This is a genomic window from Streptomyces sp. NPDC090119 (assembly GCF_044747085.1).
In the GTDB taxonomy this organism is placed as follows: Bacteria; Actinomycetota; Actinomycetes; order Streptomycetales; family Streptomycetaceae; genus Streptomyces.
Map to the genome: position 1 here is coordinate 1,269,006 of NZ_JBIVDK010000001.1, position 23,289 is coordinate 1,292,294.

A 23,289-nucleotide genomic window follows, 5' to 3' on the forward strand; every position below is an offset into this window, starting at 1 on the left:
TCTCCGCCCAGAGTATTTCTCCGGCGAATTCGTCGCGTTCCACGGGCGAGCACCCCGTACGGTGCCATCCCGGCCACTGCGCCTAGCATGGGGACCCATGGAGAGACCCGCGTGAACAATCCGGCCAGTCCGTCGCCCCCGGCGCCCGGCGCCTGGTGGCAATGGCTGCACCGGCTCTGGCTGGACGCCATGGCCGTCGAGGACGTCACGGGCATCGCGGACCAGGTGTACCGCGCACTGATCCAGCTGCCCGGCGCGGTCGTCGTGGTGGGCGCCCGCTGGGGCGTCCGCGAACCTCAGTACATGCGGCTGCTGGCCGCGGGCGGCGAGAACCCCGTCACCTGGCTCCCCACGGCACCCGACTGGCCCGGCGGTCCCACGCTTCCGCCCTCGCCCGACGCGGGCGACGAGCCCCTGTCCCGCCTGCACGACCTGGCCGGACCGGACCGCGCGCACCTGCCCCTGGTGGAGGGGACGCTGCTCGACTCCAAGGCCGCCGTCGTACTGGAGTGCGTCTTCCCGCTGGCCACCGGCGACACCGCCGGCCTCTGGGTCGGGCTGGAGAACCTGCCCGACCCGGTGACCGTCGAGCGGCTCGGCGAACAGCTCGCGCAGGTGGCCGACGTGCTGATGGCCAGCAACGAGCGCATCCTGGCGGCGCGTTCCGACGAGCGACGGCAGGCCCGGGACGCCTTCCTGGCCGAGGCGTCGCTCCAGATGGACGCCAGCCTCGATGCGCAGGAGACCCTCGGCCGGGTGGCCCGGCTCGCCGTGCCCGCGGTCGCCGAGGGGTGCGCGGTGCACCTGTTCCGCCCCGACGGCCGACTCGAACCGGTGGCCGTGGCCCATGTGGCGGTCACCGCACAGGAACGGCTCGCCGGGATCGCCCACGACGACCCCTGGCTGGACGCCACCCTGTGCGCCGCCGCGGCCGGTCGCGACAGCGTGGTGCTGCGCGGCGCCGACCTGGCGGGCGGCCCCTTCGCCCCGGACACGGCCGACGCCCCCTTCGCCCTGTCCGCGCTCAGCGTCAGCCCGCTGCGCGCTCGCGGCCGCACCCTGGGCACCCTCACGTTCCTCTACGGCGGCGAGGACGACGGCACAGCGGACCCGCTCACCCTGGAGAACCTGGCCGGACGCGCCGCCCTCGCCATCGACACCACCACCCTCTACGCCCAACGGCGCGAGCACGTGAGGCTGTTGCAGCACCATCTGCTGCCCCGCGCACTGCCCGAGGTCGACGGACTCGAACTGAGCGCCGCCTACGAGGTGGGGGACACCAGCCTCGACGTCGGCGGCGACTTCTACGACGTGGTGGCCGCGGGCGGCAAGGTCGCCCTGTTCATCGGCGACGTGTGCGGCCGTGGCGCGGAAGCGGCCGCCTTCACCGCCCTGGCCCGGCACACCCTGCGCACGCTGCTGGAGGACGGCACCGCGCCCGGCCCCGCGCTGAGCAGGCTGAACCGGGCACTGACCGACGAGCGGGCCACCCGCTTCGTCACCGCCCTGGTCGTGGTCCTCACCCCCGCCGACGGCGGCTGGGACGCCGAGATCGCCGCCGCGGGCCACCCCCTGCCGCTGCTCCGCCGCGCCGACGGCGAGGTCACCGAGGTACCCGCGCACGGACTGCTCCTCGGGGTGGTCCCCGGCACCACGTACGAGCCCGTACGGGTCCGGCTCGGCGACGGCGACGCCGTGCTGATGTTCACCGACGGGCTGATCGAGGCCCGCTCGGCCGACGGAACCCACTTCGAGGAACACCTGCCCGCCGCCGTACGGGAGTTGGCGGGCGGCGACGAACCGGCCGCCGGGATCGTGGCCGCCGCCTCCGCGTTCCGGCACCTGGGCGACGACGACACGGCCGTGCTGATCGCACGGGTGAGAGGACAGCGATGACACCCGACCACGTACCCCTGAAGCCCGTCGACATGGAGCGCGTCCTCGTCCTGGAGGACTCCCAGGAGGACGCGGAGGCCATCGAGCGCGCCGTGTCCCGGACCCACCCGCACCTGCGGCTGGAGTTCACCTCGCGGGGCGACGGCCTGGTCGACCGGCTGCTGGCCGCCCCCGAGGTGCCCGGCATCGTGCTGCTCGACCTCAACATGCCCGGCATGAGCGGCTTCGCGGTGCTGAAGTCGCTGCGCGCCCGGCCGGAGCTGGCGGAGATGACCCTGGTGGTCTTCACCTCCTCCACCGCCCCGGCCGAGGTCGACGCCTGCTACGCGGCCGGGGCGGACAGCTACATCTACAAGCCGCTCAACTTCGACCTCTTCCGTACCGTCCTCAAGGGCGCCCTGGACTACTGGCAGCAGAACAAGGGTCAGTCGGCGGGCCGGTCCTCGCCCAGCGTGAAGTAGAACGCGGTGCCCTCGCCGGGCGCGCTGCGCAGCCAGAGCAGTCCCTCGTGGCGCTCCACGATGCGCTTGACCACGGCGAGGCCGACCCCCGTGCCGCCGCCGTGCTCCTGCGGGGCGTGCAGGCGCCGGAACAGGTCGAACACCTCCTCGTGCAGCTCCGCCGCGATGCCGATCCCGTTGTCACGCACCACCACCGCGGGCACCGCGGAGTCCGCGCCGGGCGGCACCGCGTCCTCCATGGTGATCTCCACCGTGCGGTCGGGCCGGTCGGCGGCGTACTTCGCGGCGTTGACCAGGAGGTTCAGCAGGATCTCGTAGACCCGGTCCGGGTCGGCGCTCACCCGGGGCAGCGGCTCGGGGCGCAGTACCGTCACGCCCTCCTCGGCCAGGCGGGGGCCCGCCACCTCCAGCGCGCGGTCCAGGATCTCGTCCAGGGACACATCGGTGCGGCGCAGCCCCGCCCGGCCCATCCGGGCGTAGTGCAGCAGGGAGTTGAGCAGGTCGTCCATGCGCGCGGCCAGCCGCCGCATCGTCTCCAGTCGGCGCACGCTGGTCGCGTCCAGGCCGTCCGCCGCGTCCTCCAGGGTGAAGGTGACGGCGTTGGCGATGCCCCGCAGCGGCTCCTTGAGGTCATGCGCGGCGACATGCGCGAAGGAGTCCAGGTCCAGGTTGGTCAGCCGCAACTCGTCGTTCAGCGCGGCCAGTTCATCGGCGTGCCGGAGCACCAGCCGGGTGAACAGCCGTCCCATCTCGAGCGCGGCGGCCTCGTCGTGGGTGCTCCACGGCAGGCTGCGGCCCCGCATCATCGACCGGAAGACCGCCCCCGAGCCGCGCGGGGTCAGCCGCTCGCCGCGCGGACCCACCAGCACCGGCCGGGCCGGGTCCGCCGCCCAGGCGCGGGGGAGCGGCCGCTCCGCGCGCAGCCAGGCCAGGTAGTCGCCGTCCGGGCTCAGCGGCAGCATCAGCACCCCGGCCGGACCGTCCGCCGTGAGGGGCACGTCCACGCCGTCCTCGGCCAGCAGCTCGCCCAGCCGGTCCGTCGCCCACACCTCGCCGGACCGCAGCCGCGCCGCGTACCGGCCGAGCGCGGCGGCCAGCTCCGAGGGGACCGCCAGGCCCGCCCCGGACGCCCGCCCGCCGCGCACCAGCAGCACCCCGTCGGCGTCCACCAGCCGCCGCAGCTCCGCCTCGTGCCGCAACAGCGAACCGTCCACATCGGCGTCCAGCAGCTCGGCCACCGCCGCCGCGTCCCGACCGGACCGCGCCAGCGCGTCGGCCCGCTCCCGCTCCTCGATGGCGGCCAGCTGCATGGAGAACGCCACCCCGAACAGCTCGCACGCCGACCGCACCTCGGGCGCCAGCCGGGTGGGAGTGTCCCCGTGGCAGGCGATCAGCCCCCACAGCCGCCCCTCCCGCAGCAGCGACACCGACATCGAGGACCGCACCCCGATGTTGCGCAGATACTCCAGATGGAACTCCGAGACGGTACGCAGCGCCGCCCCCGACAGATCCAGCGGCTCACCCGTGGCCGGGCGGACCGGGGGCAGCAGGCGGGCGGTCGGGTCGTTCACGTCGGCGATCACCCGGATCCAGTTCTCCTCGTACAGCCGCCGGGCCTGCGGCGGGATGTCCGTCGCCGGGAACCACAGCCCGAGCCACGGCTCGCGCCCCTCGGCGAGGTCCTCGGCGACGACCTCGCCGGGCCCGTCGGTGCCGTCGAAGCGGTACGCGACCACCCGGTCGTACCCCGTCAGCGCCCGCACCTCGCGGGCCGCCGCCCGGCAGCAGTCCAGCACGGTGGTGGCCGACCGCAGCCGCCGCAGCGCCCGCCGGACACCCTGGTAGAAACCGGCGAAGCGGAGCGTGTCGCCCGGTTCCCGCGGCTCGAACTCCAGCATCACCAGCCCGTCCCGGCGATGCACCCCCAGGTCGAACGCCGACCGGACCGGCTCCGCGCCCGCGGTCACCGGGAAGGCCACGGCCACCGCATCGCCCTCGACGGCCGACTCCACCGCCTCCGCCCAGTCCGCCGCGTCCAGCACCGCGGTCACCGGCCGCCCCACCAGCTCCGCCGCGTCCGCCCCGAGCAGCGCCCCGGTGTTCTCGGCGGCGGTGTCCACCAGCCCGGTCGCCGCGTCCACCGCCAGCAGCGTGCCGTACGACTGCACACCGCCCAGCAGGTGAATCCGCTCGGTCACGCACGCCGACAGGTCGAAGCCGCCCGCGACGGACGCCTCCGCGTTGCGCACCCGCTGGGACAACCAGTCCTCGTCCATCCGAGACCCACTCTTTTCGATCGGCGAAAGGCCAATGATCGCAAAGCCACCCGCCGATCGCCCGCTTCCGTCCTTTGATGCCCGTCCCGCCGCGGCCTGGTCACATTTGTGCCACTCTCCCTCGCACGGCACACCGGCTGGGCAGACTGCACAGCACTGATTGTCCGAACGGAGTACGAAGTCGACCCTGAGGAGGATGAGTTGGTGACCCTGCCGGGCAGCGCGGAGAGCCGACGGCACTACGCGACCACCCCGCATCTCATCGAGATGCTCGACGCGATCTTCCAGGCGTTCCGGCGCCGCAGCCCCATGGCACTGCCGGAGTTCGTGCTGTACGCGGAGGGCGGCACGCACGACGGCGACGAGGCCGCCCGCGGCAGCCTCGCCGAGCTGCGGCAGGAACTACGGGCCCGTGGAGTGCCGTTCGCCGCCGTCCGGCAGTCCGCGCTCGTCGACCCCACCGACGGCGGCAGCCCCATGGTGCGCGCCCTGCGGGTCGTCCAGGCTCTCGGTGGCAAGCCCGCCCGCTCCGGGAGCGAGCCGTACGTCGAGCCGCACGCCTGGCGCGGCGGCGGACGCCAGTACGGCCAGTACACCTTCCCGCGCAGCGAGCTGCTCCTCGCCATAGAGAACGTTGTCCGGGAGGCCGGGCCCGACGCCGAACCGGACGAGCTGCTGCACGGACTGAACCGCACCGGCTGGCGGCCCGGCGGCATCCAGTGGACGGCCCGGCTGCGGGACGCCGCCACCGACGCCTCCCGGACCGTCCCCGCCCTGCTCATCGCGGTCGTCGCGGTCCTGATCACCGACAAGCCCTGGTACGTGACACTGCTGTTCCTCGCCGTGGTGATGGCCGCGCTGCTCGCCCTGAGCATCCTGCCGGGACGCGCGCCGGTGTTCCTCGGGCTGCGCCGCGAGGTCCGCTGGTTCCTCAGCACCACCTACCTCAACCAGGGCCCGCGCGCCGACCGGGGCGAGGGCCTCACCTGGCGCCTGCTGCGGCTCTGGCCGCCGGGCGCGGTGCGCCAGCGGGTCGCCGCCGTGGCGCGGGACATCCAGGACGGCGGCCTCCTCGACGAACACCGCACCGGCAGCGGCGACGAGGACGCCCAGCGCCGCCACCTCCAGCTGCGGGTGCACGCCCTGCGTGAGGACCTGCGCGACGCGCACCGCGCCTGGTCGCTGGACCTGCGCGGCCGCAAGCGCCCCACCCCGCCGGTGCTCGTCCTGCCCGACGCCACCCCCGACAACGGCCTCATCGAACTCCTGCGCGCCGTCAGCGACATCCGCAGCATCCGCAGCGAACTCGACCCACTGCTCGTCATCGCCGCCGTACGGCACGAGGACATCGGCCTGCTCCAGCGCAGCTACGCGGCCGAGCCCGCCGCGAGCCATCTCAACGGCTCCGGCGCCGACCTGCCCGCCTGGTACGCGAGCTGGAACCGCGCCCGCCGGGTCAGCCAGTCGCCCAGCCTGGAGGGCAGCACCCTGCCGTGGGTGCTGCGGGTGCCGCTGCCGGAGGGGCTGCTGCTCCACCCCGACCTCGGCGTCGGCTCCGCGCGCCGTTCCCGGCTGTCCACCGGGCGCCCCCGCTGGACCTGGCTGTGGTCACTGCCCGCACTGGCCCTCGTCCTCGCCGCCACCGGGCTCGGGCTCGGCGTCCGCGACCACCGGCTGACCAGCCAGTACTGCTCCAGCGACCTGCGCGGCGCCAACCAGGACACCCGCCGTGTCGAGGCGTCGAGCGGAAAAGGCTCCGAGTGCGTCGGCGTGGCGACCGGCGGCGTCACCTTCCCGGTCGCACGGCAGCTCCAGGAACTCATCCGTCAGGAGAACGAGTCGATCGGCAACAGCGGTTACGTCACGCTGGTCTACGCGGGTCCACTCAGCGGACCCGACCCGGAGGGCAAGAACGACGACCAACTGGTCAAGGGCTTCGAGGAGTTGCGCGGCGCCTATATCGCCCAGCGTGCCAACAACGCCTCCCAGCCGGTGAAGCTGCGCCTGCTGGTCGCCAACGGCGGCACGGACATGGCCAACCAGGCCACCATGGCCGAGCGGATCGTGGAGGTGGCGCGCCGGGACCGTACGATCGTCGGCGTGGTGGGCATAGGGCGCGACATGACCGACACCGACCAGGTGCTGGAGACCCTGCGGCAGGCCGAACTCCCCGTCGTCTCCGGCACCAACTCCGGCACCTGGCTGCTCGACAAGCCCAACTTCTTCAACCTGGCCGCCACGGACCAGTGGCAGGTGCGGCAACTCAGGCTGCTGGCCGAGCAGTTGCGCGCACCCGGCACCCACGGCTACGGCACCGCGGGCCGGGCCGTCGTCCTCGGCCGCAGCCCCGTCACCCACGACCGCTACACCCGCGAGCAGATGGACCATGGCGCCCGGATGCTCACCGACGTGGGCTACCGCGTCGACCGGCTGGAACGGTACGAACTGAGCAACGGCCGCCCGGTCCTCGGCCGCCAGGTCGATCAGATCTGCCAGGAGGGCGAGGTGCCCCGGGTCGTCTACTTCGCGGGCCGCACCGAGGACGTCAATGCCCTGATGGACGGCATCACCTCCGAGCCCGGCTGCAACGGCAAGCAGATCGCGGTCCTCGCCGGGGACGACCTCTCCCAGGCGGGCTTCGACTCCGAGCGCAGCAGCGTCGCCGCCAACGTCACCCTCTACCACCTGGTCCTCACCGCCCCCGGCACCAAGAACCAGGGCACCATCTTCGTCAACAACCTGCGCAAACTCGGCCCCGACCAGGAGAAGATCCTCGGCCTGAGCGCGGCGACCCCGCAGACCGACAGCGCGCTCAGCGACGGGCAGACGATGCTCATGCACGACGCCACCGAGGTGCTCTACCGCGCCGCGACCGGCGACGGACAGCCACGCGGCCGGGCGGAGGCGTGGTCCGGCCTCCTGCGCACCAACATCGACAACCTCGCCACCGGCCGCATCGACTTCACCGCCGTCACCCAGGACAACGCCCACGACCAGGGCCTCGAACCGGGCACCCGCGACAACTACGCCATCTCCCTGGTCCGCGTCGCCAACACCGGCGGCGCCCACTACGACCGCACCGTCCTCTGCTCCCGCCGCGCGGGCGACCGGCGCCCCCTGACGGAGAAGGAGTGCGACGTGAACCGCAAGGCGCCGTCGTCCCCGCAACCGCGCCCCTAGGCCCGTGCGGGGTCGGCCGCGAGTCATACGCGCACGATCGCGTCCCCGTCTCCGGCCGTGCCGCTGAGCGCCTCGCGCAGCCACGCCTCCGCCGCGCCCGGCGTCGGCACCGGTGCGGCGCCGGGCGGGGTCGCCAGCTCGGACACCACGTCCCAGTAGTGGTCGAGGCGGGGCTCGTCGGCGAGGACACCGGTCAGCCGGTGCCGGAACGCCGCGTCGTCGCGGGCACCTCCGGCTTCCGCCCAGGCCCCGACGAACCGGTCCAGCGCCGCGCCCCCGGCCGGGGCCCGCCCGGCCCGCAGCTCCGGGGCGGCGAGGTCGTACGCCTCCGTGAGCCCGGAGTAGAGGACGGCGGGGCGGAAGCCGTCGCCGAACCGCTTCGGCGCGGGCGGCCGGTCCAGGAGGCCCGGTGGGCAGGGTGCCGTGGCGATCGCCCGCAGCCGCCCGAAGGCCAGGACGTGCGCCGGGGTGGGGTCGTGGGACGGTGCGGGTACCGCCGTGTCGACGATCCCGGCCAGCAGGGGTGCGGGCAGCCGGGCCGGGAAGAGCCACCGCCGCCAGAAGCGGGCGAGGACGTCGGTGTCGGGCGGCAGGCCCATGGCGCCGATGAGGTCCAGCCGCGAGGCCCGCTCGTCCGGCGTGCAGTCCGTGAGGAGGTGGAGCGCGGCCTCCCGCCAGCGCAGCGAGGTGAGTTGGGGCCGCAGTTCACGCAGACGGTCCGCGACCAGCCCCTCCAGCGCGTCGTCCCGCTCCAGTGCCCGGCCCACGTCCGGCACCGGCAGGTCCAGGGTGCGCAGGGAGCGGATCATCCGCAGTCGCCCCAGTGCTTCCTGGCCGTAGCGGCGGTGGCCTCCGGAGCTGCGTCCGGTCTCGGGCAGCAGCCCCTGGTCGGAGTAGAAGCGGACGGTCTTCACGGTGACGCCCGCCCGCGCGGCGAGTTCCCCGATGCTCCACGAAGTACTGCCGGTCACGCCTTGAACCTCCTCCAGGGGGAGTTCCTACGGTAGCGGCGCGCGCGGCCGACGACAGGGCCGCGCCGGACCAGCGGGAGGAGTCGGGGATGACGGTGGACACAGGGGTCGAGGCCGCGTTCGTCCTGGTGCCGGAGGCACACACGGGGGACTGGGTGTGGGACCGGGTGGCGGCGGTACTGCGGCGGGCGGGGGCGCGGGTGCTCTGCGCGACGCTCTCCAAGGGCAGTTCCTCCGATCTGGAGACGCACATCGCGGAGGTGATCCGCCAGATCGACGCGGCGGGGGAGCGGGTGGTGGTCGTCGGACACGGCTACGGACTGCTCCCCGCACTGGGCGCCGCCGACCGGCGCCGTGACAGGGTCGTCCGGGTCGTCCACCTGGACGCGGCCGGGCTGCCCGAGGACGGCGACACCGCCCTCGACGTACTCCCCGCCCTGCCCCGCCCCGCGAGCGGGGCGACCGAGGTGCCGCCGCCGACGCGCGAGGAATGGCAGCGCATGGGCAGCACCGAGGGGCTCACCCCGGCCGTACTCGACAAGCTCGCCGCGCGGGCCCTGCCGCAGCCCGCCGCCACGCTCACCCAGCCGCTCCGGCTCTCCGAGAGCGCCGCCCGCATCCCGAGGACCGGGGTCCTGTGCCCGGCCGACGGCTCGACCATCGACCGGCTGCGCTGGATGGCTTCCCTCGGCGTCCCCCGGCTGAGCCAGCTCACCCAGCCGGGCAACACCTTCCTCGAAGTGCCCACCGGACACTGGCCGATGCTGTCCGAGCCGGACCTGCTGGCCAAGGCCCTGCGGCAGGCCGCGGCGGGTGAGGGGGAGAGCCTCGCGCTCCCCGCCGACCATGTCCCGGACCACCTGCGGCCGTTCGCCGTGGAGGTGCCGGACCGGCCACGGGAGCGCGGGGAGCACGTCGACCTCTATCTGCCCGACGACCAAGAGCCGCGCCCCGCCGTGCTGTTCGTGCACGGCGGCCCGCTGCCCGCCGGAATCCAGCCGACACCACGGGACTGGCCGGCCTTCACCGGGTACGGCGCACTCACCGCCCAACTGGGAGCCGTGGGCGTCACGCTGGACCACAGCCTGCACGCCCCGGACGACCTCGCCCGGGCCGCCGAGGACGTGTCCGCGGCCGTCGACCTCATCCGCGCGCACCCTCGGGTCGACGGCGACCGAGTGGCCCTCTGGTTCTTCTCCGGCGGCAGCCCGATGGCGGCACCGTGGCTCTCCGCGCCTCCGCCGTGGCTGCGGTGCGTCGCGGCCAACTACCCCCTGCTGGAGCCGCTTCCGGGGCGCGGCACGGACGCCGACCAGTTCCGTCCGGCAGCGGCGGTGCGCGGTGCGGGGGACCTCCCGATCGTGCTCACGCGCGTCGGTCTGGAGGACCCGATGCTCGACGCGACCGTGGAGCACTTCCTGGCAGCCGCCGGTGAGTGCGGCGCCGAGGTGGAGGTCATCACCGCCCCGCACTGCCGTCACGGCTTCGAGACGATGGACCACACCGACGAGGCGCGTTCGGTCATACGGGAGGCGATGGGCCGCGTGCTCGGCCACCTCGGAGCCTGATCCACACCCACGCGGGCGAACGGGTTTGGTTTCTGATCGGTCCTGAGTGATTCCGTTGAAGAATGTTCCGTGCTACGTTCCCCGCACCTCACCGCCGGGCCGACGCCCGGGCCGGGGTGCGGGGTTCGTCCCCGTTCACGCGCCGCCCGTCCCACCGCACGGACTCCCGCTCCCGGCCCGCACGATGGTCAGCGCCACGGAATCCGCGCACCGTCCTGCCCGTCCAGCTCTGCCCTGGAGGAGTTCGATGCGTCGCCTGATCGCCTGTGTGGCGGCCCTGTTGATGGCCGTCGGCGGAATCCTCGTCGGCACCACCGGCACCGCGGCCGCCGCCGTAGTACCCAAGACGCCCCCGCTGACCACCCCGTGGACCAGCCAGGTGTCCACCACCAACCCGCTGCCCGAGTACCCGCGCCCGCAGATGACGCGGCCCGACTGGCAGTCCCTCAACGGTGAGTGGGAGTTCCTGAACCCGCCCACCGACGGCGCCGGGAACGTCAACCGCAACGCCGCCCCGCCCCTCGGTCAGACCCTCCCCGAGCGCATCCTCGTCCCGTACCCGGTCGAGTCCGCGCTGTCGGGCATCATGCGCAACGACAACCGCGACCTGATGTTCTACCGGCGCACCTTCACCGTCCCCCAGAGCTGGAACGGCCGCCACGTCCAACTGCACTTCGGCGCCGTCGACTACGAGGCCACCGTCTGGGTCAACGGCACCCAGGTCGCCACCCACAAAGGCGGCTACGACCGCTTCGAGACCGACATCACCGCGCGGCTCAACGGCGGCACCAACGAGATCGTCGTACGGGTCTACGACCCCACCGACGGGCGCGGGGAGAAGCAGCCCCTCGGCAAGCAGGTAGCCAACCCGAGCGGCATCTTCTACACCCCCACCTCCGGCATCTGGCAGACCGTGTGGCTGGAGCCCACCCCGGCCTCCTCCATCTACTCGGTCGACATCCGCGCCGACCTGGCCACCAACACCGCCCGCGTGAAGGTCTTCACCCGTGGCGACGTCACCGGGCACACCGTGCGCGCCGAGGCGCTGAACGGCACCACCGTGGTGGGCAGCGCCACCGGCGGCTTCACCGAGTTCTCCGTACCCGTGCCGAACGCCCGGCGATGGTCGCCCGACGACCCGTTCCTCTACGACCTGAAGGTCACCCTGCGCAACGCCTCCGGCGCGGCCGTCGACAGCGTCACCAGCTACTTCGGCATGCGCGAGATCGGCAAGAAGATGCTGAACGGCGTGCTGCGGCCCACCCTCAACGGGGAGTTCGTCTTCCAGATCGGCACCCTCGACCAGGGGTTCTGGCCGGACGGCCTGTACACCGCGCCCACCGACGCCGCCCTCGCCTCCGACATCCAGAAGCACAAGGACCTCGGCTTCAACATGGTCCGCAAACACATCAAGGTCGAACCCGCCCGCTGGTACTACCACGCCGACCGGCTCGGCCTGCTGGTGTGGCAGGACATCCCCTCCACCACCGCCGCCGACCAGAACCGGACCTCCGCGCAGACCGCCGAGTTCGAGTCGGAGGCCCGCGAGATCATCGACGAACACCGCTTCTCCCCGGCCGTGGTCACCTACGTCCCGTTCAACGAGGGCTGGGGCGAGTGGGACCTGAACGCCACCCGGCGCGTCACCACCGACCTCAAGAACTACGACCCCTCCCGCCTCGTCAACCCCCACAGCGGCTACAACTGCTGCCAGTCCAAGGGCGATCCGGGCACCGGTGACATCCTCGACTGGCACGTCTACACCGGGCCCGACGCACCCAGGCCCACCGACTCCAGGGTCTCCGTGCTCGGCGAGTTCGGCGGCATCGGACTGCGCACCCCCGGCCACGAGTACAGCCCCAACGGCCAGTTCTTCGCCTACGAGCAGGTCTCCAGCGGCGCCCAGCTCGACGACCGCTACACCGGCATGGTCCGCGACGTACAGCAGCTCATGACCACCAAGGGGGTCTCCGCGTACGTCTACACCGAGATCACCGACGTGGAGGGCGAGTACAACGGGCTGTTCAGCTACGACCGGCGGGTGCAGAAGGTCGACACCGCCCGGCTCCGCACCGCCCACCGCGACCTGATCGCCGCCTCCCGCAACCTCAACTCGCCCGCCCCGCTCACCCTCGGGCACGTACGGTCCTTCAAGGTCACCACGCCCGGCTTCACCGACCGCTACCTGCGCCACGCCGACTCGCCGGCCCGCACCGACGTGCTCAGCGGTGCCTCGGCCGACGGGGCCCGCCAGGACGCCTCGTTCCGCACCGTGACCGGCCTGTCCGACCCGCGCTGCTACTCCTTCGAGTCGGTGAACTTCCCCGGCCGCTACCTGCGCCACGCCTCGGGCCGGGTCCGCATCGACTCCGACACCGCCGGCTCCTTCGCCGCCGACGCCACCTGGTGCGCCCGGCCCGGACTCGCCTCCGGCGGCACCTCGTTCGAGTCGGCCAACTTCCCCGGCTCCTATCTGCGGCACTACGCCGACAACGTGTACCTCGCCCGCAGCGGCGGCCCCAACGCCTGGGACACCGCCACCTCGTTCACCGCCGACGCCACCTGGGACGTGGCCCAGCCCGCGCTGTGGCGCAGCTCCGTCCTCCTGCCCACCGACGTACGGCGCTCCCTCCAGGTGACCACCTGGGGCTTCACCAACCGCTACCTGCGGCACGCGAACAGCCTCGCCTACACCGAGGTCGTGGACGCGGGCAGCAGCGCCCAGCTCAAGCAGGACGCCACCTACACGGTGCGCCGGGGGCTCGCCGACTCCTCCTGCTACTCGTTCGAGTCGGTCAACTTCCCCGGCCAGTTCCTCCGGCACGCCGACAGCCGGGCCCGCAACTCGCCCGACGACGGCTCCGCCCTCTTCCGCGCCGACGCCACCTTCTGCGCCCGCCCCGGCCTGAGCGGCACCGGCGTCACCTTCGAGTCGCTCAACCTGCCCGGCTCCTACCTCCGCCACTTCGAGGCCCAGGTGTACATCGCCGCCGGAACCGCGGGCGACGGCTTCAACCGTCCGCAGACCCTGACGGCGGACAGCAGCTGGACCCTGGCGGCGCCGTGGGCACCGTGACGGTTCAGGACGTCCCGTACTGCGCGAACCGCGCGGCCCACGGCTCCAGCGGGAGGTCCAGGCCGCCCGTGACGTACGAGACCGTGCGGTAGTAGCCGCAGAGCATGAGGATCTCCAGGACGGCCTGCGGGGTGAAGTACCGCAGGCCGTCCGACCAGTCCGCGTCGTCCAGCCGACAGCCCGCGTCGATCCGGTCGACGAGCCGCACCAGGCAGCTTTCCTCCGCGGACCAGCAGCCGTCCTCCGGGCCACCGGCGTGCGTGGACACGATCTGCTCACGGGTCAGTCCGGCCTTCTCGGCGAAGACGCTGACGTGCACGCCCCACTCGTACTCGCTTCCGCACCGGGCGGTGACGCGGTCGATGACGATCTCGCGCTGCCTGAGGGTGAGCTGCCCACGGTCCAGCAGGCCCCCGCCGAAGAAGCGCTCGAAGAGCCGCCGGTCGGTGGCCAGGGTGGTGAAGAGGACGAGCGGATCGCCCTCCGGCGAGGACAGGCGCGCCAGTGGCTCCTGCGCGAACTCCGGATAGGGCTGGGACACGGGGGCGATACGAGCGGTCACTTGTCTCTCCCGACTCTGGTCTCTCCCGACTCTGCTTCTGTTTCCGAAGCGACAGGGATGCTAGCGTTTCGGAAAACGAAGCACCAGGGGGGATGTCGGGTCGCATGACAGAGGCACCCAGGCCAGGGCTGCCGGTGCGCGGGTCCGCCACCGGCCGTCCGATCATGGCCGCCCTCGACCTGTTCGGGCGGCGCTGGAGCCTGCGCGTCCTCTGGGAGCTGCACCAGGGGCCGAGCGGCTTCCGGTCCCTGCAGCAGCGCTGCGACGGCATGTCCTCCAGCGTCCTGCGCCGACGCCTCCTCGAACTCGCCGAGGCGGGGCTCGTCGCCCAGCGGGACGACAGCGACTACACCCTCACCCCACTCGGCGAGGAAGCCTGCCGCGCCCTCGGTCCGCTCACCCGCTGGGCCGAGGGCTGGGCCGAGACCCTCGCCGAGCGGCCCGGCGACCCCCTGACGAACACGGAAGACCAGGTGTGAAGTGACGGACGCCCTAGATCTGACCCTCGCCCAGAAGGTGTTGGCGGCCCAGCCGTTCAGCAATCTGCTCGGTGCCCGCCTGGTGGCCTTCGGGGACGGGGAGGCGACCTTGGAGCTGGACATCCGCGACGACCTGCGCCAGCAGAACGGCTTCCTGCACGGCGGCGTGCTCGCCTACGCGGCGGACAACACGCTGACGTTCGCCGCGGGCACCGTCGTGGGCGCGCGGCTGCTCACCGCCGGGTTCACCATCGACTACCTCCGCCCGGCCGAGGGCACGTTGCTGCGCGCCCATGCCCAGGTCGTGCGGGCGGGCCGGTCCCGTGTCGTGTGCCGCTGCGATCTGTCGGTGGTGGACGGCGCGGGCAAGGTGACGCTGTGCGCGGTGGCGCAGGGGACCATCGCCGTGCCGGAGCCCGCGCGAGGGAACTGAAGCCGCCAAAGGTGCGGCCGTCAACGCGAGTTCGAGCATCAGGTGTTGACAGTTCCGTTGAGCGGCCGCACGGTGGGAGCGCTCCCAAGGTAGGTGCACGGCCCGTTGCCGGGCACCGTCAGCGCGTTGCCGTACCCCCCACCCGCTCACCGTGACCTTCAGGAGACCCGCATGTCCTCCCGTAGAGCCGCACACCCGCACGCCCCGAGACGAGCCGCCGTACTGGCCGCCGCCGCCCTCCTCGGCACGCTCTCCCTCGGCGCCCTGCCGCAGCACGCCTCGGCCGCCGCCAAGCTGGACAACCCCTACGTGGGCGCCAAGCCGTACGTGAACCCCGACTGGTCGGCCAAGGCGGCCGCGGAGCCCGGTGGTTCGGCGGTGTCCAACCAGCCGACCTTCGTCTGGCTGGACCGGATCGCCGCGATCAAGGGCACCTCGGAGGCGCGCGGCCTGAAGGCCCACCTCGACGCGGCGAAGGCGCAGGGCGCGAACCTCGTCCAGCTGGTGATCTACGACCTGCCGGGCCGGGACTGCGCCGCCCTCGCCTCCAACGGCGAGCTGGGCGCCGACGAACTGGGCCGCTACCAGACCGACTACATCGATCCGATCGCGGTCGTCCTCGCCGACCCCGCGTACGCGAGCCTGCGCATCGTCAACCTGATCGAGCCCGACTCGCTGCCCAACCTGGTCACCAACGCCGGCGGCACGGCGGGCTCCACGCCCCAGTGCGCCACCATGAAGGCCAACGGCAACTACGAGAAGGGCGTCGGCTACGCCCTGCACAAGCTCGGCGCGTTGCCCAACGCCTACAACTACATCGACGCCGGACACCACGGCTGGCTCGGCTGGGACTCCAACCTGGTGCCGTCCGCCCAGGAGTTCAAGAAGGCGGCGACCACCAGCGGCGCCACCGTGAACGACGTGACGGGGTTCATCGTCAACACGGCCAACTACTCGGCCACCCGCGAACCCCACGTCAAGATCACCGACACGGTCAACGGCACCACCGTGCGCCAGTCGAAGTGGATCGACTGGAACCAGTACGACGACGAGACGACGTTCGCGCAGGGGCTGCGCTCCGCCCTCGTCGCCCAGGGCTTCGACAGCGGCATCGGCATGCTGATCGACACCTCCCGCAACGGCTGGGGCGGCTCCGCCCGGCCGACCGGTCCCGGCCCCTCGACCAGCGTGGACGCCTATGTCGACGGCGGCCGTATCGACCGGCGCATCCATGCCGGGAACTGGTGCAACCAGAGCGGTGCCGGAATCGGCGAACGCCCGGCGACCGCGCCGGACACCGGCATCGACGCGTACGTCTGGGCCAAGCCCCCGGGTGAGTCCGACGGCGCCAGCCAGCCGCTCGACAACGACGAGGGCAAGGGCTTCGACCGGATGTGCGACCCGACGTACGCCGGGAACGGGCGCAACGGCAACAACCCGACCGGCGCCCTGCCCAACTCCCCGCTGGCCGGGCACTGGTTCTCGGCGGAGTTCCGGCAGCTGCTCGCCAACGCCTACCCGCCGCTGAGCGGTTCGGGCGGCGGAGGCGGCGACACCCAGGCGCCGACCGCACCCACCGGACTGGCCGCCACGGCCACGACGGCCGACAGCGTCTCCCTCACCTGGCGCGCGGCCACCGACAACACCGCCGTGACCGGGTACGACGTCTACCGGGGCGCCACCAAGGTCGGCAGCGCCACCGGCACCTCGTACACCGACACGGGCCTGTCCGCCGCCACCACCTACACCTACACGGTCAAGGCCAAGGACGCGGCCGGGAACGTCTCGGCGGCCTCGGCGGCCCTCTCCGCGACCACCAAGGCGTCCGGTGGGGGAGGCGGTTCGACCGGGCTCAAGGCGCAGTACAAGAACAACGACTCCTCGGCCGCCGACAACCAGATCCGCCCCGGCATCCAGCTCGTCAACTCCGGCTCCGGCGCCGTCGATCTGTCCAAGGTGACCGTGCGGTACTGGTTCACCGGCGAGTCCGCCGCCGCGGGCTACCAGACGTGGTGCGACTACGCCCAGCTCGGCTGCTCCGCCGTGAAGACCTCCGTCACGACGCTCCCGGCGGCCCGCACCGGCGCCGACCGCACCCTCGACGTCACCTTCACCTCGGGCTCGCTGGCCGCGGGTGCGAGCACGGGCGACCTCCAGCTCCGGGTCGCCAAGTCGGACTGGTCGAACTTCGACGAGGCGGACGACTACAGCCGGGGCACGGGCACGTCGTACGCCGACGCCCCCAAGGTGACCGTCTACGTCAACGGCACGCTCGCCTGGGGCGTCGAGCCGTAAAGCGCAGTCCCCCCCACGCAGGTACGGAAGGAAACTCCCCCCATGCACCTGAAGTCCCGCAAGTTACGCCCCCTCGTGGCCGCCCTGGTCCTGGCCGCCGGTTCCGTCACCGCCCTCACCGCCACCTCCGGCGCGGCCGAGGCGGACGCACAGGTCTGCGACCAGTTCGGCTCGGTCACCACGCCCGGCGGCTACGTCGTGCAGAACAACGCCTGGGGCACCTCCGCCCCGCAGTGCGTGACCCAGGTCGGCGACGGCTTCCAGCTCACCCGCGCCGACGGCTCCGTGCCCACCAACGGCGCCCCGAAGTCGTACCCCTCGATCTTCGCGGGCTGCCACTACACCAACTGCTCGCCGGGCACGAACCTCCCCAAGCGGATCGGAAGCATCGGCAGCGCGCCCAGCAGCATCGCGTACCAGTACGTCGGCGGGGCGGTGTACGACGCCGCGTACGACATCTGGCTGGACCCGACGCCGAAGACGGACGGCGTCAACAAGACCGAGATCATGATCTGGCTCAACCGCACCGGGCCCATCCAGCCGATCGGCTCGGTGACCGGCACCGTCACCCTCGCCGGGCACACCTGGGACGTGTGGCGGGGCAGCAACGGCTCGAACGACGTGATCTCCTATGTCGCTCCCTCGTCCCTGTCCGGACTGAACTTCGACATCAAGGAGTTCATCGACCACACCGTCTCCCAGGGCCTCGCCACCCCGGACTGGTACCTCACCAGCGTCCAGGCGGGCTTCGAACCCTGGGAGAACGGCGCGGGGTTGGCGGTCACCAGCTTCTCGGTGGGCGTCAACTGACCTGAGTACCCTCGCCGGGGTCGTGCGCCGTCGTCCCGAGACGCCGCACGACCCCGGCGCCGCCGCGTCGGAAACCGGCCGCGCACCCCGTGGCGCGTCCGAAACCATACCTGTGTGCGCCATTCCCGAGCCGCGATGATGACCGCCATGTCGGAAGCGATCGAGATCCTCGCCCTGTGCTGCACCGGTCTGTACGCCGGATACATGATCGCGTTCCAGTCCGGCGTCATGCCCGCGCTCGGAGAGGTGGACGACGCGTCGTTCACCCTGGTGATGAGGGCGGTGAACCGGAAGGTGCCGGGCCCGCTGTTCCTGCTCCTCTTCCTGGGCTCGCCCGTCCTCCCACTCGTCTCCTGCTTCGTCGCACCGGAGGGGCGCGGAGGTGAGGCCACGGTGCTCCTGGGCGCGGCGGCCGCCTGCGCGCTGGTCGGCCACACGATCACCGCGGTCGGCAACATCCCCCTGAACAACGCGCTGGACTCGTCGCGGGAGCGGGGGGACGAGCGGGCCGCCCGCACGGCGTTCGAGGGCCGGTGGCGGGCGCTGCACACCGTACGGACGCTGTTCGCCACGGGCGCGTTCGTCCTGACGGCCCTGGCCTGCGTCGTCGGGTGAGACGCTCCCCGGTGAGGGGGCCTTGACCTCAAGCCTTGTCGAGGTCGAATGCGGACGGCGACACCGGTCGGCACGGCCGAGGGCGCGGTACGGCTGACGGAGGAGGCCCTCCGCCGGTTCAAGGCCGGCACGGGGCGAGGGCGCCGACCCCCTGTTCACGGTGGGCGGGGTCTGGGAGGCGGAGTTCTGGCTCACCGGTGGCGGCTGGCGGATGAGCCGGACGCTCGTACGCCCCGTCTGGAGAACCGGTGAGCCGCCCGTCCTGGCGGGGCCGGTGAGCGCCGCCGTGCGTTGAGGCGGACCGTGCCGGGACGGCCGTGACCGTCCCGGCGTGGTGCGTCAGGCGGTGGTCAGCCACTCCGGGCGCTGGGAGCCGCGGGGGACGAGGATCTGGCGGTAGGCGCCGGGGGTGTCGGACATGCGGACCTGGTCGGTGACGCCCTGGTAGTGGCCCAGGGGGGTCTCGGCGGTGAAGACGTCGGGGTCCGGGTAGGCGTGCAGCTCGCCCGTGCCCGCGATCTGCTTCGCGTACTCCTGATCGAAGATGCCCATGGAGAGAATCCACAGGGCGACGCGGGACAGCGAGACGTGGACGCGGTAGCTGCCGCCGTCCATGGCACGGCGCCGCAGTGCCTCGGCGATACCGGCGGTCATGAACCAGGAGACCAGGTAGTCGTTGACCACCGTGATGGGCGGCAGTGCGGGCTTGTCGCCGTCGCCCTCCAGGTGCAGCAGACCGGTGAGCGCGCCTGCCGTCTGGTCGAAGCCGAGGTAGTCCTGCCACGGGCCGGTCCGCCCGTTCAGGGAGACGGTGGCGTAGATCAGACCGGGGCGGCGCTCGATCGCCTCCTCCTCCGACATGCCGATGCGGTCCAGTAAGCCGGGGCGCCGGTTGGCGTAGAAGACGTCCGCCTCCGACTGGAGCCGGTGGATGAGGGCGAGCCCCTCCTCGGTGTACGGACTCACCGTCGCGGAACGCACGCCCACACCCGTCGAGTTGTACGTGACGTCGTGCTCCAGCTCGGTCGGCCGCCACAGGTTCAGCACGTCCGCGCCGTGCAGCGCCATGGCCCGTCCGGCCCCGGCACCGGCGATGATGTGGCCCATGCCGAGCGCCCGCACCCCGTCCAGCGGCGCGACCGGGTCGGCGGGCAGCGGCTCGGGGTCGCTGTCGCCGATGCGGGTGATCTCCACCAGCGGCAGCTTCGACAGCACCTGCTGGTACTGCTCCTCGTCCAGGATCTCCTGGGGCGTGCGCACCATCGGCATCACGCACCCGGCCTCGGCGCCCGCCCGCTCCAGGTCCCGCGCGTCCCACTTCGAGATCGCGGCCTCGACGTCCTCGGGCACGTCACCCACCCCGAGCAGGCGCTGCGCGGCGACCTTGATGTTGGGGTAGATGTTGAACGGCATCATCCAACGGCCGTCCGCACTGCGGTAGAAGTTGTTGACGAAGGCCATGTTGATGATGGACGGGGTGCCGCCCGGATAGCCGTTGAGCAGCTCCCACTTCCGCTCGTAGAACGGGCACAGCCGGTGCGGGCCCTTGCGCAGGTCCATGTGGATGTCCTGGCCGCGGCCGGTGCGGTCCTTCCACAGCGCGGCGACGGCGGCCGACTTGGCGACCAGCGCGATCCCGGAGGCCGCGCCGAGGCGCAGGGTGCTGGGCACGACCGGGTCGGCGCCCTCGAAGGTGAGGTCACCGCCGGTGTCGCCCGGCTTCAGGCCGATGCCCGCGAGCACCTCCGCCGCCTCGGCGTACACGTCGAACGCGTCGTCCGTGGCCGGGTTGGCGATCGACTTCTTGATCTTCTGCGTGAGGTCCATGCTTCTTCGCCTCGTGTGTGCGTGGTCGGTGGTTCAGGCGTGCGTACCGGCGGAGCCGGGCGTCTCGCCGAGAGCACGCATCAGCGTGATCTGCGCCCGGTCGCGCTCGGCGGCCAGCTCCTCGACCGAGTGCCCGCCGAACGCCTCGTCAGCCTGGTCGACGAGCGTGGTGACGGTGGCCTCGTCGAAGGTGGGGTTGCCCAGGGCCGGCCACATGCCGTCCTCCATGGCGCGGCCCAGGTGCTCGATGAAGTGGGGGAGTCCGCCGGGGCCACCGCCCAGATGGAAGGTGCGGAACGGCCCGGCGACCGCCCAGCGCAGCCCGATGGAGGAGGTGACGATCTCGTCCAGCTCCTGCTCGGTCACCACGCCCTCGGCGACGAGGTGCACGCACTCGCGGAACAGCGCGGACTGGAGCCGGTTGGCGACGAAGCCGGGGATCTCCTTGCGCAGCACCTGCGGCTTCTTGCCGAGAGCGGCGTAGAACGCCCTGGCCCGCTCGACCGTCTCCGCCGACGTCTTCTCGCCCGGCACGATCTCCACCAGCGGCACCAGGTGCGGCGGGTTGAAGGGGTGCCCGACGACGAGTCGCTCGGGCTGCCGCAGCGCGGTGGCGATGGCGCTCGCCGGGATGCCGGACGTCGAGGTGGCCAGCAGCGCGTGCGCCGGAGCCGCGTCCTCGATGGTCCGCCAGATCTGCTGCTTGAGGTCCAGGCGCTCGGGGCCGTTCTCCTGGACGACGTCCACGTCCGACACGGCGGTGGCGAGGTCGGCCTCGAAGGAGAGCCCATCGGTGAGGTGCTCCGTCGGCAGACCGAGTTCGGCCAGGGCCGGGGTGATCTCGGCGAGGCCCGTACGGACGAGGTCCTCGATGTCCTCGCGCGGGTCGCTGATCACCACGTCGATGCCGCGGGCCAGGAAGAGACCGGCCCAGGAGATCCCGATCACGCCGCCGCCGATGATCGCGGCACGCCGGTAGGAGGTCAGGGCGGGGTCGGTGGGAGAGGTCATGGTTCGGTGGCTTTCTCGATCGGGTGACGCTCAGGCGGCGAGGTAGTCGAAGACCGGCTCGACCGGAGCGAGCGTCAGGTCGGTGACGATGTGGCCGGCCCGGACGATCTCCAGCACCGGCAGGTCGGCGAGCGGCGCCATGACGTGGGCGAACAGCTGGAGCCGGGCCGGGGCGGTGAAGGCGCTCTTGACGGTGACGTCGGTGATCCGGGTGCGGACCAGCTCGCAGATGCGCGGGGTGCCGTCGTAGTTCGGGACCGTCTTGACCATGAAGTTGGGGGTGCTGATCTCCGTCAGGGCCTCGTCCGGGTCCAGCGTGTGGTGCTTGTAGCCCATGGTGGCGGTCGCGACGCGCAGGGTGCCGTAGTCGAGGGTGCCGACCAGGGTGTCCGAGTCGACGTAGAGGCGCGGGGAGCCGCCCTTCTTCGGGTACGCGCTGTACTCCCGGCCGCTGGAGATCGCCGGCACGCTGTCCACGTACATGGCGAGGTTGAACTCGCCCCGCTCGCCCTCGTGCTCGACGGCGATGAGCTGCCCGGCCTCGGTGTAGTCGCCGAGACCGGTGGTGTCGGGCATCCGCATCATCTCGAAGCGGACGACCGGGTCGGTGACGACCAGCGGCTCGGGCACCAGGTGGCGCAGCGCCTCGGGGTCGGTGCGGTAGTAGATGTTGAGGTACTCGCGGTCGGTGAAGCGGTACCGGGCGGGGGCGTAGGCGGGGGAGTCCACCGGGGTGGTGAAGAGCCGCGCGACGTCCTGCTTGCGCATGAGGGGCCTCCAGGGAGAGGGCCGTGGGGGAAAGTGCGACACGCTGTTCCGGTGACGCTCGTGTTCCAGTGGACACCTCATCGCCCCTGTCCGTCCAATATATGATGTAGCCATCAGCAATATGCTTGAGGATATTCAGCTCATCAGGAGGCTGTTGGAACAGTTTCTGGTGGTGGCCGACGAGCGGCACTTCGGGCCCCCGGCAGGAATGCTGTGGACCGTCCGGCCGAGCGGATGGCATGGTCGGTGACCGTGACGAAGCAGGGTTTTCTGGCGCTGGCGCCGCAGTACACCACGACGTCCGAGCTGCTCTCGACGTCGGCGCGGCGGCGGGGGATGGACGTGGACGTCCTCACGCCCACCGCCGTACGCAGGGCGGGCGGCCACTACTACGGCGGCCCCGCCTTCGCGGCACGCGTCGTGGACGACCTCGACGTCGCGCTCCTGGAGCCGTCCGACGACTGGCTGGCCACGCTGCCCCGCCAGTACACCGGACGGCACATCACCACGGCGACCCTGGGCGAGGCGCGCACTCTGACCCGGCCCGCGTTCGTCAAGCCGCCCCGCGAAAAGAGCTTCCCGGCCGCCGTCTACGCCGACGGCAGCCACCTCCCGACCGGGCCGGAACTGGCACCGGACGTGCCGGTGCTGATCAGCGACGTGGTGACCTGGGCGGCGGAGTTCCGCCTGCACATCCTGGACGGCGAGGTCCGTACGGGTTCGCAGTACACCACCTTCGGCCGTCTCGACGCCGAACCGCTGCACGGGCACCGGTACGAGGACGCCGCCCGGGAGTTCGCGGACGACCTCCTGACCAGGTGCGGCGACGGCCTGCCCAGCGCGGTGGTCCTGGACATCGGACTGCTCACCGCGCCCGAGCACGGCACCGCCGGTCAATGGGCGGTGGTGGAGGCGAACATGGCCTGGTTCAGCAACTGCTACGCCGCCGACTCCGACCGGGTCCTGGACGTCGTCCTGCGCTCGGCCGGTCCCCGGACGCGACTGGCCGAGCGGGACCGCAGGTTCTGCCGGACCGGCTGAAACGACCTCGGGTGGGGGGA

The 23,289-nt window shown here is 72.2% G+C and carries 16 protein-coding genes and 2 pseudogenes; 12 read left to right on the forward strand and 6 right to left on the reverse strand.

Going from position 1 to position 23,289, the window contains the following annotated elements; all coding sequences use genetic code 11:
• The first annotated feature begins 111 nt into the window (after positions 1-111).
• Together ACIPPM_RS05805 and ACIPPM_RS05810 are read left to right on the forward strand one after the other, a co-directional pair.
• The gene (locus ACIPPM_RS05805; protein WP_401443437.1) at positions 112-1,896 is read left to right on the forward strand and encodes a PP2C family protein-serine/threonine phosphatase; all 1,785 of its coding nucleotides are present in this window, start codon (positions 112-114) and stop codon (positions 1,894-1,896) included.
• Positions 1,893-2,357, forward strand: coding sequence for a response regulator (locus ACIPPM_RS05810; protein WP_401443440.1), 465 nt, complete (start codon positions 1,893-1,895; stop codon positions 2,355-2,357). The genes ACIPPM_RS05805 and ACIPPM_RS05810 overlap by 4 nt, the downstream gene beginning before the upstream one ends.
• Here ACIPPM_RS05810 and ACIPPM_RS05815 read toward each other — a convergent pair.
• The gene (locus ACIPPM_RS05815) at positions 2,321-4,633 is read right to left on the reverse strand and encodes an ATP-binding protein (protein WP_401443443.1); all 2,313 of its coding nucleotides are present in this window, start codon (positions 4,631-4,633) and stop codon (positions 2,321-2,323) included. The genes ACIPPM_RS05810 and ACIPPM_RS05815 overlap by 37 nt on opposite strands.
• Before the next feature lie 201 nt (positions 4,634-4,834).
• Here ACIPPM_RS05815 and ACIPPM_RS05820 point away from each other — a divergent pair, with 201 nt between their 5' ends.
• Entirely contained in the window at positions 4,835-7,813 is a 2,979-nt protein-coding gene (locus tag ACIPPM_RS05820) for an ABC transporter substrate-binding protein (protein WP_401443445.1), read from the forward strand.
• A 23-nt stretch (positions 7,814-7,836) separates the two neighbouring features.
• Here ACIPPM_RS05820 and ACIPPM_RS05825 read toward each other — a convergent pair whose 3' ends face one another.
• Complete coding sequence (locus ACIPPM_RS05825; protein WP_401443447.1) at positions 7,837-8,784, reverse strand: MerR family transcriptional regulator; 948 nt, start codon at positions 8,782-8,784, stop codon at positions 7,837-7,839.
• A gap of 89 nt (positions 8,785-8,873) precedes the next feature.
• Here ACIPPM_RS05825 and ACIPPM_RS05830 point away from each other — a divergent pair, with 89 nt between their 5' ends.
• From ACIPPM_RS05830 to ACIPPM_RS05840, 3 genes and pseudogenes are all read left to right on the forward strand, one after another.
• On the forward strand, positions 8,874-10,352 hold the full coding sequence (locus ACIPPM_RS05830; RefSeq protein ID WP_401443449.1) for a dienelactone hydrolase family protein: 1,479 nt from the start codon (positions 8,874-8,876) through the stop codon (positions 10,350-10,352).
• Between the two features lie 247 nt (positions 10,353-10,599).
• Positions 10,600-12,933, forward strand: a pseudogene (locus ACIPPM_RS05835) (AbfB domain-containing protein); the annotation flags it as partial.
• A gap of 63 nt (positions 12,934-12,996) precedes the next feature.
• Positions 12,997-13,428, forward strand: a pseudogene (locus tag ACIPPM_RS05840) (AbfB domain-containing protein); the annotation flags it as partial.
• 4 nt (positions 13,429-13,432) lie between these two features.
• On the opposite strand, the gene ACIPPM_RS05845 reads toward ACIPPM_RS05840, so the two are convergent.
• Positions 13,433-13,990, reverse strand: coding sequence for a carboxymuconolactone decarboxylase family protein (locus tag ACIPPM_RS05845; RefSeq protein WP_401443451.1), 558 nt, complete (start codon positions 13,988-13,990; stop codon positions 13,433-13,435).
• Positions 13,991-14,094: 104 nt separating this feature from the next.
• On the opposite strand from ACIPPM_RS05845, the gene ACIPPM_RS05850 reads away from it, so the two are divergent.
• The 5 genes from ACIPPM_RS05850 (at position 14,095) to ACIPPM_RS05870 (ending at position 18,622) form a co-directional block, all read left to right on the forward strand.
• Positions 14,095-14,469 (forward strand): winged helix-turn-helix transcriptional regulator, encoded by a 375-nt coding sequence (locus tag ACIPPM_RS05850; protein ID WP_401443453.1) that lies wholly within the window; start codon positions 14,095-14,097, stop codon positions 14,467-14,469.
• A gap of 1 nt (position 14,470) precedes the next feature.
• On the forward strand, positions 14,471-14,902 hold the full coding sequence (locus ACIPPM_RS05855) for a PaaI family thioesterase (RefSeq protein WP_401443455.1): 432 nt from the start codon (positions 14,471-14,473) through the stop codon (positions 14,900-14,902).
• 171 nt (positions 14,903-15,073) lie between these two features.
• A complete protein-coding gene (locus ACIPPM_RS05860; RefSeq protein WP_401443457.1) occupies positions 15,074-17,197 on the forward strand; it encodes a glycoside hydrolase family 6 protein in 2,124 nt (707 codons plus the stop codon).
• 42 nt (positions 17,198-17,239) lie between these two features.
• Positions 17,240-18,007 carry a glycoside hydrolase gene (locus ACIPPM_RS05865; protein ID WP_401443460.1) on the forward strand — a complete coding sequence of 256 codons (768 nt, stop codon included), beginning with the start codon at positions 17,240-17,242 and terminating at the stop codon, positions 18,005-18,007.
• A gap of 147 nt (positions 18,008-18,154) precedes the next feature.
• Entirely contained in the window at positions 18,155-18,622 is a 468-nt protein-coding gene (locus tag ACIPPM_RS05870) for a DUF1772 domain-containing protein (protein ID WP_401443463.1), read from the forward strand.
• 339 nt (positions 18,623-18,961) lie between these two features.
• Here ACIPPM_RS05870 and ACIPPM_RS05875 read toward each other — a convergent pair whose 3' ends face one another.
• From ACIPPM_RS05875 to ACIPPM_RS05885, 3 genes are read right to left on the reverse strand one after another with little or no spacing between them, the layout of a single operon-like run.
• Complete coding sequence (locus ACIPPM_RS05875) at positions 18,962-20,449, reverse strand: CoA transferase (RefSeq protein WP_401443465.1); 1,488 nt, start codon at positions 20,447-20,449, stop codon at positions 18,962-18,964.
• A gap of 33 nt (positions 20,450-20,482) precedes the next feature.
• Positions 20,483-21,460, reverse strand: a complete 978-nt coding sequence (locus ACIPPM_RS05880; protein ID WP_401443468.1) for a 3-hydroxyacyl-CoA dehydrogenase family protein — start codon at positions 21,458-21,460, stop codon at positions 20,483-20,485.
• Between the two features lie 30 nt (positions 21,461-21,490).
• The gene (locus tag ACIPPM_RS05885) at positions 21,491-22,228 is read right to left on the reverse strand and encodes an acetoacetate decarboxylase (RefSeq protein ID WP_401443470.1); all 738 of its coding nucleotides are present in this window, start codon (positions 22,226-22,228) and stop codon (positions 21,491-21,493) included.
• A gap of 234 nt (positions 22,229-22,462) precedes the next feature.
• Here ACIPPM_RS05885 and ACIPPM_RS05890 point away from each other — a divergent pair, with 234 nt between their 5' ends.
• Positions 22,463-23,269, forward strand: a complete 807-nt coding sequence (locus ACIPPM_RS05890; protein ID WP_401444207.1) for an ATP-grasp domain-containing protein — start codon at positions 22,463-22,465, stop codon at positions 23,267-23,269.
• Positions 23,270-23,289: the final 20 nt, after the last annotated feature.